We start from the raw sequence: 16,411 nt of genomic DNA on the forward strand, positions 1-16,411 counted from the left end.
CTAAAAAACATATTTTCCTAAGTTTGTCCATATGATGAAGTATCAAGATAATTCTGGCAGGGCCATTCCTGCAGCGAGGATGGATGATATGAATACCCAGCCCTTTTTTTCCACTTTAATTGATAGTTATTTTATTGCTTTCGGTGTTTTGATAGGAGGTTCAATCATTGGAGGTATGGCTGCTTTTCTGACAGGAAAGCCTCCTTTAAATCAAATCTTCCAGATTTCTAATATGATACGCATCTGGGCTATCATTGCAGCAATCGGAGGAACCTTTGATACAGTTTACAGCTTTGAAAGAGGTGTCATGGACGGACAGACAAAGGATATATTTAAACAGTTCATGCTGATTCTTTCTGCTCTCGGAGGGGCCCAGACAGGCGCCATGCTTATTAACTGGCTGACTCAGGAGAACATTTCAGCATGAGGATACCGCCTTACTACCGATTGCCATCCTGGCAGCGCTTTTTAGCAGGAATGGCCATAGGAGGCATCATCAGCTGGTTTATTTTTTTATTTGTTTTTGGACAATGGCAGGAGAGATACAGCAAAGAAATCAAGCTTCAAAAGGATGCTATTTTTGAATTGGAAAAAGATAAGGAAATCTGGCAGGAGGAATTCAAAAAACTAAATAAAGAAAACCAGAAAAAACTGACTGTCCAGGATATATCCATTAAAATTGTCAACAGCGAAAAATATAAATTGGATTCCTTCAGTGTTTTTCAGCTGGAAGATGAAATAAAAGAGGATATTAGCATGATGGTTGCCAAAGACATCGATACTGTTTACAAAAGCAGCGAACTGATCAAGAAAATAATAGAAAATAAAACACATCGGGTAAATGAAAAGAGATACCGGGTGGAAGTTAAAGAACTGGTCATCTATACAACCGTCTCAATTGAATTAAATATTATGCTGGATTAATGCCCGGCTTTTGCCGGGCATTAGATGTTAGTTAGCTTTGCAGACATCCTCCAAATCTCTTACAACCGATTCCATCTCTTTCCATGAATAAATGGAAGCTCCGGCAGCAAGAGGATGTCCTCCGCCATTATACTTTCTTGCAACTTCATTAATAATTGGACCCTTCGAACGGAACCGCACACGGATTTGATCGCTCTCCTCAATAAAGAAAACCCAAGCTTTTATTCCCTTCACATCGCCAAGAATACTTACAAGCAGGGAAGCTTTAGAAGGTACTGCCTGAAATTCTTCGAGCAGCTCTTTTTTCAGGATCATGACAGCTGCCCCGCTGTCTCTCATTTCAAAGTTCTGCAGCACATAGCCCTTCAATTTAACAATATTTGCGTCCAGCTCGTACATCTTATCAAACAGTTCCGGCCGCGAAAAATTATAGTGAATCAGTTCACCTGCATATGCAAACGTCTTTTCTGTCGTGCTTGGATAGAGGAAACGGCCGGTGTCCCCTACTATTCCGGCAAATAACAATCTAGCAGCTTCATCAGACATTTTCAGACCCTGATCTTTGCCGAAAAGATAAAACTCATAAATCATTTCACTGGTCGAGCTTGCATCCGTATCAACCCACATCATATCTCCATACGGATCCATATTCGGGTGATGATCAATTTTGATCAGTTTATTACCCGTTCCATATCTATCATCACATATCCGTTCCGCATTTGCTGTATCACAGACAATGACCAGCGCCCCATTATATGTATCATCAGATATCTCATCCAGCCTTCTCATATAATGAAGTGTTTCTTCTTCCTTCCCCACAGTGAAAATTGATTTTTCAGGGAATGAAGCCTTCAGAATTTCAGCAAGGCCTCCCTGTGAACCATATGCATCCGGATCAGGACGGACATGCCTATGAATAATGATTGTTTCATATTTTTTAATTTCATCAAGTATCTTTTGTTTCATGGCGCGCTCCTTTTTTCTGAATACTACTTTATTTTTACCACATCATCGTGAAAAGAAAAAGAAAACACAGCACGCTTATGGCAATTTTTTAATAATGAAGGTAAAATAATAAGAGATTGTCGAAACTTGGAGGTTATGAAATGCCTATCTTTGTTATCCTGATTATTCTCTCTTTTTCTTTCTATATTTTCTACAAAGTGAAATTCTTCAGAAGCAGACAGCCGGCTGAAAGACAATGGATATCAGCCAAGTCCAGGATTGCGCTTGGAACATTCGTCGCCATATTTGGCGTTAATCAGCTGTTTTTATACAATACAACAACAGCTCTCATTGTGGGAATTGTGTTTATCCTTGTTGGAGTATTAAGCATATGGGGCGGCATAAAAGCATATAAGTTTTACATGCCTCATGCTGCAAAAGAAGTTGAGCAAGCAAGGAAAAGTTAAATTTAAACCGTACTTCCGAAAGAGCTCTGCAAAAAAAGCCGTTCAAAATGTGAGCGGCTTTTTCTTCATTAGTAAGAAAGGATATCCTTGAACGTGATTACTTTCTAGCGCAAGCAGCCTGCCCCCTTGGGGTGAGGCCCCAGGACAAGGAAGTCTTCGTCCACATAAACATCGCACGACCGAAAGCGGCAGCTTTTGGGAGGATGTGGTTCTTAGTCTGCGCCTTTGTGCAAGGAGCTTCCGCTTTTCTTATTTTAATGTCTGTCAATAAGCTGGCACATCATCATCGCCTTGCCTACAAGGACACCTTCGTTAAAAACTTCCACATCCACTTTTCCGAACTTCCGTCCTACTTCCAATACTTTTGGATAGATTTCAAGCATACTGTCGATTTGAACAGGCTTAATAAAGTAGACCGTCATATTTTCAACTACGAGATCACCTTTTTTATAGCTTCTTAACACTCTGTTTGCAGCTTCCGAAACAATGGTTGTAAAGACTCCATAGGATATGGTTCCAAGGTGGTTGGTCATCTGGGGAGTAACCTCACAGCGATAAACGTCATCCCCTTTTGTTTTTCCCCGAGTCATAACCAGCTGGTTGGTGACTATGTCGTCAATTGTTTCACCCACCTGCGGCTGCCTTTGGATCATCTGCAGCGCCTTCAGCACGTCCTGACGGCTAACAATCCCTTCGAGCTTATTGGCTTCATCTATCACAGGAAGCAATTCAATCCCTTCCCATACCATCATATGCGAGGAAGAAGCAACGCTCGTTTTTCCGCCAACCGTCATAGGGTTTTTGGTCATAATTTTTTCAATAAGCGTTTCTTTATCATGTCCCATAATATCCTTTGAAGTGACAACTCCCTGCACTCTTAGATTACTGTCGACAACCGGGAATCGGCTATGGCCGGTTTCACGATTGTACGTTAGCCAATCTGCAATTGTATCGGTTGTTTTCAGGAAAATCGCTTCTTCCAGAGGAGTCAGGATATCTTCAACAAGTACAATCTCCTTTTTGATCAGCTGGTCATAGATAGCCCGATTGATCATAGTTGCCACTGTGAAGGTGTCATAGCTGCTTGAGATCACAGGAAGCTGCAGGTCGTCAGCAAGCTTTTTGACATGGTCTTCTGTATCAAAGCCCCCAGTAATTAACACAGCAGCCCCAGCCTTCAAAGCTAATTCGTGTGCCTGGGTCCGGTTTCCGACAATCAGCAGGTTTCCGGCATCCGTGTACCTCATCATCGCTTCAAGCTTCATCGCTCCAATAACAAACTTGTTCAGTGTTTTATGGAGACCGGCTCTTCCTCCGAGCACCTGGCCGTCAACGATATTAACAACTTCGGCAAAAGTAAGCTTCTCAATATTTTCTTTCTTTTTCCGCTCAATTCTTATTGTCCCAACACGTTCTATTGTACTGACATATCCCTTATTTTCAGCATCCTTAATTGCTCTGTATGCAGTCCCTTCACTCACTGCGAGCGCCTTGGCGATCTGTCTGACCGATATCTTTTCTCCAATTGGCAGTTCATCAATGTAATGTAATATTTGCTCATGCTTAGTAGCCAAGACTTTCACCCTCTACAAATTATTCCTTATTTTTCATTATAAGGGTAAAGAGGCCTTGATACAATTGACTTCGCCAATCTTAAATTATCTCAGTCTAACGGGCAGTAAAACCCCACTGATTGAAGTTTCACTTTATCTGCCGAAGGAACGCACCCGCTTCCTGTCTGCCATTTTGCCCGCCTGTTTTCCCGAAGCAGCCGCTTTTTTCGGGGCAAACAGCAATGCAGTCAGGTTTCCGGCAATGACAAAAAGGGCAAGGGCCAGCCAGCTGATGGCAAAGACCCCTTCAGTCCCTCCATTAAACACACCCATTCTAGGAGCGGCATAATAAAGCATCAATCCGCACAGCAGCAAACATAGCAAATATCGATTTTTATTCAATCTAGCTTCCTCCTTTATCCTATCCTCCCTAAAATGTATGCGGACAGGCTGGGAAAATGATTGATTTTTAGTCATAAAGACAAACGCAGCCTCCTTCAGAAGCTGCGTTTTCATATTATAATTCGATTGAATCTCCTGCTTCCAGCACCTGCCCGACTCCTGTTTCCAGCATGCTGATGAATTTATGCGGATCCTGCCTTATTGGCGGGAACGTGTTGAAGTGAATCGGAACCACCTTTTTGGCGCCAAGGAGTTCTGCTGCGTATGCTGCATCATCCGGACCCATAGTAAAATTGTCTCCGATCGGCAGAAATGCCAAATCTATCGGATGCCGATCGCCAATTAACTTCATGTCAGAGAATAACCCTGTATCCCCTGCATGATAAATCGTTTTTCCTTCTAAAGTGATGAGAACACCAGCTGGCATTCCCAAATAAATGATTTCCTGATTCTCTGTCTCGAGGCCTGTTCCATGAAATGCTGGTGTCAGCTTTACTCTTCCGAAGTCAAAATCATATCCGCCGCCGATCGACATTCCATGCGCGTTAACCCCCTGCCAGCCCAGATAGGTGGCAAGCTCAAAGTTGGCAATGACAAGACAGTCATTGCGCTTTGCCAGTTCAATCGTGTCCCCAAGATGGTCACCATGTCCATGGGTGACAATGATGACATCTGGCTTTTGATCCTCAGCTTTTAAGTCTGTCAAGTCATTCCCGGTAATAAAAGGATCTATTAAGATGGTTTTTCCCTGTGATTCGATTTTCACTATGGCATGGCCATGAAATGATACTTTCAATTTTATGCTCCTCTCTAATTTAAGTTATGTAAGTTACTTCAACGAAAAACAAGTTATTCCTGCTTTCTTTATAATATATACCCGAATTGGCAATCTTTAAAAAGTTTACATTTTCTTATTTAGTTGCTACTCTCAAAGTATCAGTACATAAGGAGGTTCACTATGAATAACAGATTGCAGAAATTGTCACAGTGGATGAGGGAAAATGATATCCAGGTCACCTTTGTAACATCACCGGATAATGTTTTTTATTTAAGCGGCTTTTTAAGCGATCCACATGAACGCTTGCTTGGGCTGGCTGTTTTCCAGGAAGAAGAGCCTTTCCTCGTATGTCCGGCCATGGAAAAAGAAGATGCCAAAAAAGCAGGATGGAGCCATGAAATTATTGGCTACAGCGATATTCAGAACCCTTGGGAATTTATCCAGACATCCATACAAAAAAGAGTTGGTAAGGTAAATAAAGCAGCAATCGAAAAAGAGCATATGAATGTAGAGCGGTATGAAGCCATTTCTGCTCTGTTCAGCGGCGCTTCATTCGCTTCGGCAGAAGAAAAGCTTCGTCAGCTTCGTATGGTTAAAGATGAAAAAGAATTGGAAATCATTCGCGAAGCATGTGAACTGGCTGATTTTGCGATTGAAACAGGCTGTGCCGAGATCCAGGAAGGAAAAACGGAACTGGATGTTCTGGCTGCAGTAGAATATGCGTTAAAGAAAAAAGGCGTTAATGAAATGTCTTTCTCTACCATGGTCCTGACGGGGGCTAACGGAGCTTCTCCTCATGGCACACCAGGAATGACGAAGATTCAAAAAGGGGATTTAGTCCTGTTTGACCTCGGAGTTGTCTGGAATGGCTACTGCTCAGATATTACTAGAACTGTAGCTTATGGTGATATCAATGATAAACAAAAAGAAATTTATGATACCGTCTTAAAAGCTCAGCTTGCAGCTGTTGAAGCGAGCAAGCCGGGAGTCACTTGCGCAGATATTGACCTGACAGCTAGAAACCTGATAGCAGAAGCCGGCTACGGCGAATATTTCCCGCATCGATTGGGCCATGGACTAGGTGTGAGCGTTCATGAATATCCTTCATTAACAGAAACAAACTCACTTTTGCTTGAAGAAGGTATGGTATTCACCATTGAGCCAGGAATCTATGTCCCAGGCGTTGCCGGAGTGCGGATTGAAGATGACCTTGCTGTAACAGCAGACGGAGTTGAAATTTTAACCAAGTTCCCGAAAGAGCTTCAGGTTATTAAATAGAAATTTATAAAATCCCACAGAAAATCCGGAGCTATTCAGCCCCGGATTTTTTATGAAATAAGTGTATAAATTCAGCATTCAGATAAGTGTCTATCTCGAGCCGATAAGCGGGCACCTGAAGCTTTTTCTATTGCTGTTCCAATTGCGTAATCGTATCTGAATAGTCAAGGCTATGGGCTTCAGCTACCGCTTTGTATGTCACATAACCATTTAATGTATTAACTCCCTTTAATAAAGCCTCATTATCCAGACATGCCTGCTTGTAGCCTTTATTCGCAATTTGTACTGCATAAGGCACTGTCACGTTGGTCAGTGCAAGAGTGGATGTTCTGGGAACTGCTCCAGGCATATTAGCCACTGCATAATGAACTACGCCATGCTTTTCATATGTGGGATTATCATGTGTTGTAATTCGATCAGTTGTTTCGAATATTCCACCCTGATCGATCGCAATGTCCACGATTACAGAGCCCGGGTTCATCGATTTAATCATATCCTCTGTGACAAGCTTTGGTGCTTTTGCTCCCGGAATAAGTACGGCTCCAATCACGAGATCTGAATCCTTAACAGCTTCAGCGATATTGTAAGGGTTAGAAATCAGAGTTGTTACATCTATTCCGAAGATATCATCCAGCTGCCGAAGGCGGTCGGGATTCAAGTCAATCATTGTGACCTTTGCCCCAAGGCCTATTGCCATTTTTGCAGCATTGGTTCCAGCAACCCCGCCGCCGATAATGGTAACATTTCCACGCTGTACACCTGGTACCCCCGATAGCAGGATTCCTTTCCCTCCATGTATTTTTTCTAAAAATTGGGCACCTACCTGAGCTGCCATTCTCCCGGCTACTTCACTCATTGGAGTCAATAGAGGCAAACTCCGGTTGGGAAGCTGGACTGTTTCATAAGCGATGCCAGCTACTTTCTTATCAATTAAAGCACTTGTCAAATCAGGTTCAGCAGCCAAATGCAGATATGTAAAGAGAATTAACCCTTCCCGAAAATATACATATTCGCCTGGTATCGGCTCTTTTACCTTCATGACCATATCCATTGACCATGCCTCTTCTGGAGTTTGAACAATATGTGCACCAGCACTTATATAGTCGTTATCCGAAAAACCGGAACCTGTCCCGGCATCTGCTTCGATGTAGACTTCATGTCCAAATTGAATGAGATTCATAACCCCAGCAGGGGTCATAGCAACCCTGTTTTCATTGTTTTTTACTTCCTTTGGAACTCCGATACGCATGCTGCATACCTCCGTATTGTAAGTGATGTACCTATTAACTTTATATGGCAATTTGATGGAAAAGTATACAATTGCTTTGCCCATTTTTTCTTTTTCCGGCATTCTTAATCCTCAGCTAAAAAGCTCTCATGATTTATGAGAGCTTTGCTTCTTTTACTTATTGGAGATGGCCTTCATTCCGTTCGTGAGCCTCCATGTCAAACTCAGCATTCGGCTGATCAATAACACCGCTGTTATAGGCATTCATGATTTGTGCGCTAACTTCATTTGTACCCTGCTCATCAAAAAAATATGCGGATCCTGCTTGTGGTTCTCGCTTTTCCATCCTCATCTGCTCCTTTAATATATTTTTATCAGCCTTACTATTGTTCGATTTTTTGTTACAGATATTCAGATTTAACAGCTGTATAATATAGGTAAAGGAGGAGATACAAATGGGCATGAAGTATAAAAACATATTAGTCGCTGTAGATGGTTCAACGGAAGCAGAATGGGCTTTTAAAAAAGCGATTGAAATTGCGAAGCGCAATAACGCTTCTCTTGTATTGGCACATATCATTGATACCCGCACCTTTGCTACTGTTGAAGCCTATGACCGTACAATAGCTGAAAGGGCTGACCGTTTCGCTACTGAATTAATGGAAAAATACAAAAGAACGGCAATGGATGCAGGCATCGAGAATGTAACATATGAAGTCGATTATGGTTCCCCAAAAGTGAAAATCCCAAAAGATATTGCAAGAAAGCACAACGTCGACCTGATCATTTGCGGTGCAACAGGCATGAACGCAGTTGAACGTTTCATCATCGGCAGTGTATCTGAACATATTACCCGCTATGCCCGCTGTGATGTCCTCGTTGTCAGAACGGATAAAGAAGATGAAAAATAGAAAAAATGGCGCTGCCTTTTGCAGCGCCATTTTTTCATTATTTATTGGCAATCACTTTAATGCCGAGAGATTCCTTCGCTTTATCAATCGCGATGCTTACTTGTTTGAATCCTGTCCCGCCTGCACTATTTCTTCTTTTGACAGCTGTATAAGGATTCAGTACTTCATAAATATCTTCTTCGAACAATGAATGGGCGTTCTTGAAATCATCAAGCGGCAAATCTCCAAGGAAGCATCCCTTTTGTACACAGACAAGAACCAGTTTCCCGACAATCTCATGCGCTTCTCTGAATGGAATGCCTTTATCAGATAGATAATCCGCCAATTCAGTAGCATTGGAAAAATCATTTTTAGTTGCTTTTTCCATTTGCTCTGTTTTAATCTTCATGGTGCGGATCATCCCTGCAAAGATTTTCAGCGAACCTGTGACTGTCTTTACAGTGTCAAACATCCCTTCCTTATCTTCCTGCATATCTTTATTATATGCTAGCGGCAGACCCTTCAGTACTGTCAGCAGCCCCATGAGGTTACCGTATACACGTCCCGTTTTACCGCGGATGAGTTCCGCCATATCCGGATTCTTCTTCTGCGGCATAATGCTGCTGCCGGTTGCAAAGCTGTCATCCAGTTCAATGAATTGAAACTCCTGGCTTGACCAAAGGATGAATTCTTCACTTAAACGGGACAGATGCATCATCAGGATTGAGCTTGAGGATAAAAACTCAAGAATAAAGTCTCTGTCGCTGACCGCATCCAGGCTGTTCTCATAGATCCCTTCAAATCCTAGAAGTTCAGCCGTATACTCACGGTCAATTGGGAAAGTGGTGCCAGCCAGAGCCCCTGCTCCAAGAGGAGATAAGTTTATTCTCTTTAAGCTTTCAGAAAAACGCTCTTTGTCCCTCTCAAGCATCCAGAAATAGGCCATTAAATGGTGGCCGAAAGAGATCGGCTGGGCCCGCTGCAGATGAGTATAGCCGGGCATGATGGTTTCCACATTATTTTCAGCCTGGATGATTAACTCTTCCTGCATTTCCTGGATCAATTCAACAATCTGCTCCACCTGCTTGCGCAAGTATAAATGCATATCTGTTGCCACCTGGTCATTTCGGCTCCTTGCGGTATGAAGTTTACCGCCGACAGGCCCAGACAGTTCGGTCAAATGACTCTCAAGATTTAAATGGATATCTTCAAGCTTTACTGAGTAAGCCAGTTCATCCTTAGCTGCTTTCTCTTTAAGCTGCTGAAGGCCTGTTTTGATTTTTTGAGCTTCGTCTTCTGTGATGATTCCTGTTTTAGAAAGCATGGCAACATGGGCCATGCTTCCTTCGATATCTTCCATAACCAATTCCTGGTCAAATGAAATCGACGCTCCGAACTCATCTACCCATTCTTCAGCAGATTTTGTAAACCTGCCTCCCCATAATTTTTTCACACTGTCACCTTCTTGCTGTTTTGAACAATGCTCTGCACCTTTGTAGGCAATCCCCAAAGCTTAATAAAGCCCACTGCCGCATTATGGTCAAATTCATCATCAGAAGTATAAGTTGCTAACTTTTCATCGTACAGGGAATAAGGCGATTTTCTTCCTTCAACAATCGCATGGCCTTTAAACAGCTTCACTCTTACTGTTCCTGTAACAAAGGTTTGTGTCTCTTTCAGGAAAGCTGTTAAAGCATTGTTAAGCTGAGAGAACCACAATCCCTCGTATATAAGCTCAGCCACTTTTTTCTCAATAACCGGTTTAAAGTGGGCCATTTCTTTTACCATCGTTAAATCCTCAAGCTCTTTATGTGCTTTAAGAAGTGTCATTGCTCCCGGACACTCGTAAACTTCACGGGACTTGATTCCGACAAGCCGATTTTCCACATGATCGATACGCCCAACTCCATGCTTGCCTGCAACCTCATTCAGTTCGGCAATAAGCTCGGAAAGCTTCATACTTTTGCCATTCAAGCTGACTGGTACACCCTTTTCAAAGCCGATTTCAACCGTATCAGGTGTATCAGGTGCTTTTTCAAGAGAAACAGTAAGATCGTATGCATCTTCCGGAGGAGCTGCCCATGGATCTTCCAGGACTCCGCACTCATTGCTTCTGCCCCATAGGTTTTGATCAATGCTGTATGGAGAATCCAGATTAATTGGGATGGGGATATTGTTTTGTTTTGCATATTCAATTTCTTCCTCACGTGACCAGCTCCACTCACGAACCGGAGCTAACACCTGAAGATCAGGGTTTAGGGCCTGTATTGCCACTTCAAAACGAACCTGGTCATTTCCTTTGCCGGTACATCCATGCGCGACTGCTACTGCACCTTCTTTTTCTGCTACTTCAACAAGCTTTTTGGCAATCAGCGGGCGTGAAAGTGCAGAGACTAATGGATACTTATTTTCATATAAGGCATGTGCCTGCAGCGCTATTAATGCATATTCATTAGCAAATTCCTCTTTTGCATCAATCACATATGATTGGACAGCTCCAACAGTTAAAGCTTTTTTCTGGATAAAGTTCAGATCTTTTCCTTCACCAACGTCAAGGCAGCAGGCAACAACAGCATAACCTTGATCCTGCAGCCATTTAACCGCAACTGATGTATCCAAACCGCCCGAGTATGCAAGAACAACTTTATTTTGTGACATTTATATTTCCTCCTTAGATTATACGTATAAATATACAGATAAATTATGTTTTTATTCATTTATTATTCTCTTACTTTAACAACCTTTTCTTTAAAAATCAATACTTATTCTAAAAAATGTATAAAAATAAATATAATTTCCCCAATAAAAAAAGGCAAAAGGCCCATTTTGGCTTTTGCCTGTAATAGTTTAGTCATTTAATGCATCATAAACCGCTGAAATTACACTTCCATACTGACTGATGCTGTATATGTCACCTTGAAACTTATGCGGATCTTTTAATGGATCGATGACTGGAGAATGTTTTTTATTTGTCAGGAGTGCGATAGCTAAATTATTTTCCCTGTCTATCACCGTTACCGTTCCTGTCCAGCCAGTATGCCCAAATACCTTTTTCCCGGCATACTGGCTGAACATCCACTCCATACTTGAATCTCCGTTCAGACGCCAGCCTAACCCATATGTAGGATTCATATCATATGGTTCTACAAACTTATCAATTGTTCTTTTATCAAATAACTTTACATTTCCATAGCCCCCATCATTAAGCATCACCTGCATCAGTACAGCAAGATCTGAAGTTGTGGAAAAGAGGCCAGCATGCCCGGATATTCCATCCATTGAATAAAAAGACTTCTCATCATGGACCTCTCCCTGGAGAGTATAGGTCCGGATATTAGGGAAGGAAATGACCCCATCCCTGGTGTTGCCGTGTAATTCAGTTGCAGCGAAATCCTTTTCTTTGAATCCCTTGCGGAGCGGATTAAATAATGTTTGCTTTAACCCTAGAGGCTTATAGATATGATTCTCAGTATAATCGTCAAGCTGCATTCCCGTTATATTTTCAATAATAAATCCCAGCAGCATATAGTCAATGTCACTGTAAACCTGTCTGGTGCCAGGTTCATACTGAAGGGGAGTTTTTAAAATCATGGAAAGCGTTTTACTGCGTTCCTGGGAATACAATTCTCCCGCCCTTTCAGGATTATGATAATGGATGCTTGAAGGAAATCCGGCAGTATGATGAAGCAAGTCGATTATCCGGAGTTCACCTTTCCCTTTTATTTCATCGTCCGCTGAATCTTTAAATGAAGGAAAATAATGCTGAATTTTTTCTTCAAGATTGATCTTTCCTTCACTGACAAGATGCTGCAGTGAAAAATTAACGGCATACATTTTCGTGTTTGATGCTAAATCAAACATGGTTTTTGTCTTCATTTTCAGCGGATGATTTAATGGATCTGATTCATCAAAGGTTTTGGCTGAACCATATGCGGAGTTTTTAACTATCTTTCCATCTTTAATTACGACCAAAGCTGCTCCTGGAAAACCATTTTCTATTTCTCCCTCGATCAGCTTATCAACCTCGCTGAGCTTTTTGGAAGAAAAGCCTGCATCCTCGGGGCGCTTTGCTTTTGACAAAGTTGGATATTCTAATGGTTTTTTATGTTTAAAGACATGTTCTTCTGAGCTGCTGCTATCTGTTATGCCCAATTCTTCTCCTAAGGCTGCAATGGGATAAGGCAAAAGCAAACTCAACACCAGGCCAAAAACTGTTAAGCGTGTTATAAACCTTTTCATATTCTCCCCCTTTTAAATTATTTAAATATTCTTAATAATTAATATGTTATCCGATTTCTATTAAATCTGTAAACCAAGCCCATAGCTTTTCCATCAAATCAGTACTTGTGAACCAAGTTCACGTATTTCCATTAGTTCCATAGTAGTATCTGCAAAAAAAGATTCAATACTAAAACATCCATGCACCATAAACACCTTTATAGTAAAATAAAGACAAGATTATCGTTTGGGGGATTCATAATGGAGGAGCATTTTTCACATAATCACCGTCTTGGCATTCCTATACCCGCCTTTGACCGGGATTGGGATGAATATTCACCAAAAACACAGCAGTTGATCCTGTTTCATTGGGAAAAAATAAGAGGCAGGATTCCAGATCGTATTGCTGAGCTTGAAGCGGGTATCAACAGGAAACAGGCTGAGCTATCAGATGAGGGTAATTTCGAAAGATCATGCAGACTTAACAGTGAAATTTCAGAACTGGCATCAGTCATAAATGATCTGTGGCTATGGTATCGAACGAATCAGGATATTACAGGGAAAATGCATTCATAAAAAAGCGGAAGCGCCTTGCCCAAGAAGGAATGCAGACTAAGAACCCCTCGTCCTCCAAGAAGCTGCCGCTTTCAGTCGTGTAATGTTTAATGCTGCCGAGGCCTTCTTTGTCCTGGGGGCCTCAACTTGAGGGGGAGGCTGCATGCGCTAGACAGTTCTCAAAGTTCAAAAATTATAATTCCCTATCTTCTTAAAAAAAACCTTTCCGCATCGGAAAGGTTTTTTGCCCTTTATAAATCTTTTCTTAGTTCCCTGACAATATGCCCGAGTTCAGGCAAAATCAGCTTATTCATCGCAAGGCGAACTGCCCCGGATGATCCTGGTGTTGAGAAAACGGCTTTATTTTGCACTGTGCCTGCAGCAGCTCGTGAAAGAATGGCCGCAGACCCGATATCTTCCGTATAGCTTAGCATCCTGAACAATTCGCCGAATCCGTCAATTTCTTTTTCAAATAATTCTCTTACTGTCTCAATAGTGACGTCTCTTAACGCAATTCCAGTGCCTCCATTTGTAAGCACAGCATCAATGCCGGGGTTTCCACACCCTTTTAATACGGCCTTGCGAATGAGACTTCCTTCATCCTTGACGATTTCATAGTCAGCTATAACATGTCCTGCCTCTTCCAGCAGGCGGATCATCAGCTTTCCGCTTTTATCCGTTTCCTTATCTCTCGTATCACTCACGGTGACCACTTTGCACCTAATTTCTTTTGGCGCTTCTTTTTTATGCTCGAATGTACTCATTTGGCATCACCTTTACTTAAAAATCATAGTTATCCGGGAGTTTACCGCTGATTATTTTTTCTATGCAAATATCTCATTTGATAATACTTATGAGCGAAATCTGTTACCTTTCTTGTCAGCTGATAATTAGTTCCGGCTCCAATGGCCATGCTGATGAAAGGAATTCCTTGAACGGATTTTCTCCGAAAAAAGTAAATAGCCATCGCTTTAAAAAGCTGCTTCATTGGCTGCTCAATCCAGGTTATATCAGTCAATTCTTCTTTTCCTTCATAAAAATAGAATTCTTCCTGATTCTTCAGCTCGTTCATTAATTCTTCCCAAGCGCTGCCCTGCATGCGCGGCGGCAGTGTTGCAGCGTGAAAAACCTTAAGAGAACTCATCATTTCGAATGGTGTATTGACTTCAAAACCATAGGTCATCGCAATCAGCTGGACCGCACGAAGATTAATAACCGCCATAGCAGGAATATCTGTACCCAGCATGAGTGAGCTGCCTGAACCTGCAATGCCGCCTTGCGCAAAAGAATAAAGACGATGCCGGGCAATCTGCTGTTGAGCTATGTATTGAAGCTGGTCGATAGTCAATTGCTTAAGGTCTTCAATCGTCTCAATATCAGAATGAAAAACACGGCCTGCCGTCAAAATGCGTTCTTTCGCATCCATTTGAAGCTGTGAGCCTTGAATAAGCGCATGAAGATGAAACAGCCAGCTATCCATTGCTGAAAAAAACTGCTGCTGAACTTCTTCAGGCAATAGTGAGAAAGACCTTTCCAATGATTTATCATAAACCATTTCCAAATCATTGGGCTCATAATTCAACAGATTGTTCTCCCATTCCTGAATACCGGTCAAAACACTTTCTTCCCGTTCGTTCAATGGCATCGCAATACCTCCCAAAACATTTTTTCTTGGACTCAGTATAGCATAAGTCAGATGATGAATTCTCCTTCCGCCTGGCGGGCACTTAATCTCAATAAAACAAAAAAGCAAGAGCGTTAAGCCCTTGCTTTGTTATGATTGTTATTTAGACAATCTTAATACATCACGTGCAATCATGACTTCTTCATTTGTTGGGATAATCATGACTTTAACTGGTGAATGAGGGTAGTTAATGAACGCTTCTTCACCGCGTACTTTATTTAATGCAGGATCCCAGTATACGCCCATGAATTCCAGCCCCTGCAGAACACGATCACGGATGACATCACTATTTTCACCGATTCCGGCTGTGAAGATGATCGCATCTACGCCATACATTCGGGATGCATAGGATCCGATATATTTATGGATTCTGTTTGCGAATACTTCAAGAGCCAATTCTGCTCTTTCATTTCCTTCAACAGCTTGAACTTCAATATCGCGAAGATCACTAGAGAAACCGGAAACACCCAGCATACCGCTCTTTTTATTAAGAACGTCAAGAACTTCATCTGCATTCTTCCCCGTCTTTTCCATAATGAATGGAATAAGTGCAGGGTCAATGTTACCTGAACGCGTACCCATTGTAACACCCGCTAACGGAGTGAATCCCATTGAAGTATCGATTGACTTTCCGCCTTCAATTGCAGTAATACTCGCTCCATTTCCTAAATGGCAGGAAATGAGGCGAAGCTGTTCAAGCGGACGGCCAAGCATTTCTGCAGCACGCTCTGATACATATTTATGTGAAGTGCCATGGAATCCATACTTTCGGATGCCATATTTCTCATAATACTCATATGGCAAGCTATATAGGAATGAGCTTTCAGGCATTGTCTGATGAAATGCTGTATCAAATACGGCCACTGCAGGCACATTTGGAAGAACCTGCTGGAATGCTTTAATTCCCGTAATATTTGCCGGGTTGTGAAGGGGTGCAAGTTCAGAAAGTTCATCTATTTTCGAAAGCACTTCTTCCGTAATGACTACAGAATCGTTAAATGCCTCACCGCCGTGTACTACACGATGGCCAATGCCTTCAATTTCATCAAGAGATTTAATAATCCCAAGATTTGTTAATTTATCAAGCAGGATTTTAACCGCAACTGCATGATCAGGAATATCAGTTACTTCCTTGATTTTTTCGCCATTTACAGAAATATTGAAGACTGCGTTATCCAGCCCAATACGCTCGATTAATCCTTTCGTAATAACTTCTTCATTCGGCATGTCAAATAATTGAAATTTTAACGAAGAACTGCCGGCATTGATTGCTATGATTTTTGCCATAAAGCTACCGCTCCTTTAGAAGATGTTCAAAGAGACTTCATTGTCTCTCCAAACCCATACTTTTATATAACAATGTGTGATACGACACTAGAAGTAATACAACTTTATTTTGTGCATCGTCCACAATTAATATCTCTCAATTTTCCATTTAAACACTGTAAGCAATACATTTCAAGAAGCACCTTGCAATGGTATCGTTTAC

General features: G+C 41.8%; 18 protein-coding genes. 6 read left to right on the forward strand and 12 right to left on the reverse strand.

Annotated features, from left to right (window positions below; all coding sequences use genetic code 11):
- The first annotated feature begins 31 nt into the window (after positions 1-31).
- A complete protein-coding gene (locus ACR42H_RS21835; RefSeq protein ID WP_019383072.1) occupies positions 32-427 on the forward strand; it encodes a YtrH family sporulation protein in 396 nt (131 codons plus the stop codon).
- On the forward strand, positions 424-924 hold the full coding sequence (gene ytrI, locus ACR42H_RS21840) for a sporulation membrane protein YtrI (protein ID WP_113882608.1): 501 nt from the start codon (positions 424-426) through the stop codon (positions 922-924). The genes ACR42H_RS21835 and ytrI overlap by 4 nt, the downstream gene beginning before the upstream one ends.
- A gap of 27 nt (positions 925-951) precedes the next feature.
- On the opposite strand, the gene ACR42H_RS21845 is transcribed toward ytrI, so the two are convergent.
- Entirely contained in the window at positions 952-1,890 is a 939-nt protein-coding gene (locus tag ACR42H_RS21845; protein ID WP_436373218.1) for a DHH family phosphoesterase, read from the reverse strand.
- A 140-nt stretch (positions 1,891-2,030) separates the two neighbouring features.
- Between ACR42H_RS21845 and ACR42H_RS21850 the strand changes: the two genes are divergently transcribed.
- Complete coding sequence (locus ACR42H_RS21850) at positions 2,031-2,336, forward strand: YtpI family protein (protein WP_113882606.1); 306 nt, start codon at positions 2,031-2,033, stop codon at positions 2,334-2,336.
- A gap of 254 nt (positions 2,337-2,590) precedes the next feature.
- Here ACR42H_RS21850 and ACR42H_RS21855 read toward each other — a convergent pair whose 3' ends face one another.
- From ACR42H_RS21855 to ACR42H_RS21865, 3 genes are all read right to left on the reverse strand, one after another.
- Positions 2,591-3,910: a CBS domain-containing protein gene (locus tag ACR42H_RS21855; RefSeq protein ID WP_113882605.1), complete on the reverse strand. Its 1,320-nt coding sequence runs from the start codon at positions 3,908-3,910 to the stop codon at positions 2,591-2,593.
- 132 nt (positions 3,911-4,042) lie between these two features.
- Complete coding sequence (locus tag ACR42H_RS21860) at positions 4,043-4,291, reverse strand: hypothetical protein (protein WP_113882853.1); 249 nt, start codon at positions 4,289-4,291, stop codon at positions 4,043-4,045.
- Between the two features lie 115 nt (positions 4,292-4,406).
- The gene (locus ACR42H_RS21865; protein ID WP_113882604.1) at positions 4,407-5,087 is read right to left on the reverse strand and encodes a metal-dependent hydrolase; all 681 of its coding nucleotides are present in this window, start codon (positions 5,085-5,087) and stop codon (positions 4,407-4,409) included.
- Positions 5,088-5,249: 162 nt separating this feature from the next.
- On the opposite strand from ACR42H_RS21865, the gene ACR42H_RS21870 reads away from it, so the two are divergent.
- Positions 5,250-6,347 carry a M24 family metallopeptidase gene (locus tag ACR42H_RS21870; protein WP_113882603.1) on the forward strand — a complete coding sequence of 366 codons (1,098 nt, stop codon included), beginning with the start codon at positions 5,250-5,252 and terminating at the stop codon, positions 6,345-6,347.
- Positions 6,348-6,474: 127 nt separating this feature from the next.
- Here ACR42H_RS21870 and ald read toward each other — a convergent pair whose 3' ends face one another.
- Positions 6,475-7,596 carry an alanine dehydrogenase gene (ald, locus tag ACR42H_RS21875; RefSeq protein ID WP_113882602.1) on the reverse strand — a complete coding sequence of 374 codons (1,122 nt, stop codon included), beginning with the start codon at positions 7,594-7,596 and terminating at the stop codon, positions 6,475-6,477.
- Positions 7,597-7,753: 157 nt separating this feature from the next.
- Positions 7,754-7,921, reverse strand: coding sequence for a hypothetical protein (locus tag ACR42H_RS21880; RefSeq protein ID WP_436373221.1), 168 nt, complete (start codon positions 7,919-7,921; stop codon positions 7,754-7,756).
- Between the two features lie 109 nt (positions 7,922-8,030).
- Here ACR42H_RS21880 and ACR42H_RS21885 point away from each other — a divergent pair, with 109 nt between their 5' ends.
- Positions 8,031-8,486, forward strand: coding sequence for a universal stress protein (locus tag ACR42H_RS21885; RefSeq protein WP_113882601.1), 456 nt, complete (start codon positions 8,031-8,033; stop codon positions 8,484-8,486).
- A 37-nt stretch (positions 8,487-8,523) separates the two neighbouring features.
- Here the strand turns inward: ACR42H_RS21885 and argH are convergent, their stop codons facing one another.
- From argH to pbp4b, 3 genes are all read right to left on the reverse strand, one after another.
- The gene (gene argH / locus ACR42H_RS21890; RefSeq protein ID WP_436373223.1) at positions 8,524-9,918 is read right to left on the reverse strand and encodes an argininosuccinate lyase; all 1,395 of its coding nucleotides are present in this window, start codon (positions 9,916-9,918) and stop codon (positions 8,524-8,526) included.
- The gene (locus ACR42H_RS21895) at positions 9,915-11,123 is read right to left on the reverse strand and encodes an argininosuccinate synthase (RefSeq protein ID WP_113882599.1); all 1,209 of its coding nucleotides are present in this window, start codon (positions 11,121-11,123) and stop codon (positions 9,915-9,917) included. Before ACR42H_RS21895 ends, argH begins: the two co-directional genes overlap by 4 nt.
- A gap of 189 nt (positions 11,124-11,312) precedes the next feature.
- Positions 11,313-12,704, reverse strand: a complete 1,392-nt coding sequence (gene pbp4b, locus ACR42H_RS21900) for a penicillin binding protein PBP4B (protein WP_436373225.1) — start codon at positions 12,702-12,704, stop codon at positions 11,313-11,315.
- Positions 12,705-12,944: 240 nt separating this feature from the next.
- Between pbp4b and ACR42H_RS21905 the strand changes: the two genes are divergently transcribed.
- Entirely contained in the window at positions 12,945-13,259 is a 315-nt protein-coding gene (locus ACR42H_RS21905) for a hypothetical protein (protein WP_113882597.1), read from the forward strand.
- 230 nt (positions 13,260-13,489) lie between these two features.
- On the opposite strand, the gene ACR42H_RS21910 is transcribed toward ACR42H_RS21905, so the two are convergent.
- The 3 genes from ACR42H_RS21910 to ACR42H_RS21920 all read right to left on the reverse strand — a co-directional run bounded on the left by ACR42H_RS21910 (position 13,490) and on the right by ACR42H_RS21920 (position 16,209).
- Positions 13,490-14,002, reverse strand: coding sequence for a MogA/MoaB family molybdenum cofactor biosynthesis protein (locus tag ACR42H_RS21910; RefSeq protein WP_436373228.1), 513 nt, complete (start codon positions 14,000-14,002; stop codon positions 13,490-13,492).
- A gap of 41 nt (positions 14,003-14,043) precedes the next feature.
- Complete coding sequence (locus tag ACR42H_RS21915; RefSeq protein ID WP_113882595.1) at positions 14,044-14,883, reverse strand: EcsC family protein; 840 nt, start codon at positions 14,881-14,883, stop codon at positions 14,044-14,046.
- A 138-nt stretch (positions 14,884-15,021) separates the two neighbouring features.
- On the reverse strand, positions 15,022-16,209 hold the full coding sequence (locus ACR42H_RS21920; protein ID WP_436373230.1) for an acetate kinase: 1,188 nt from the start codon (positions 16,207-16,209) through the stop codon (positions 15,022-15,024).
- Positions 16,210-16,411: the final 202 nt, after the last annotated feature.

The organism is Cytobacillus sp. BC1816 (genome assembly GCF_051353635.1).
Taxonomy (GTDB): Bacteria; Bacillota; Bacilli; order Bacillales; family Cytobacillaceae; genus Cytobacillus; species Cytobacillus oceanisediminis_C.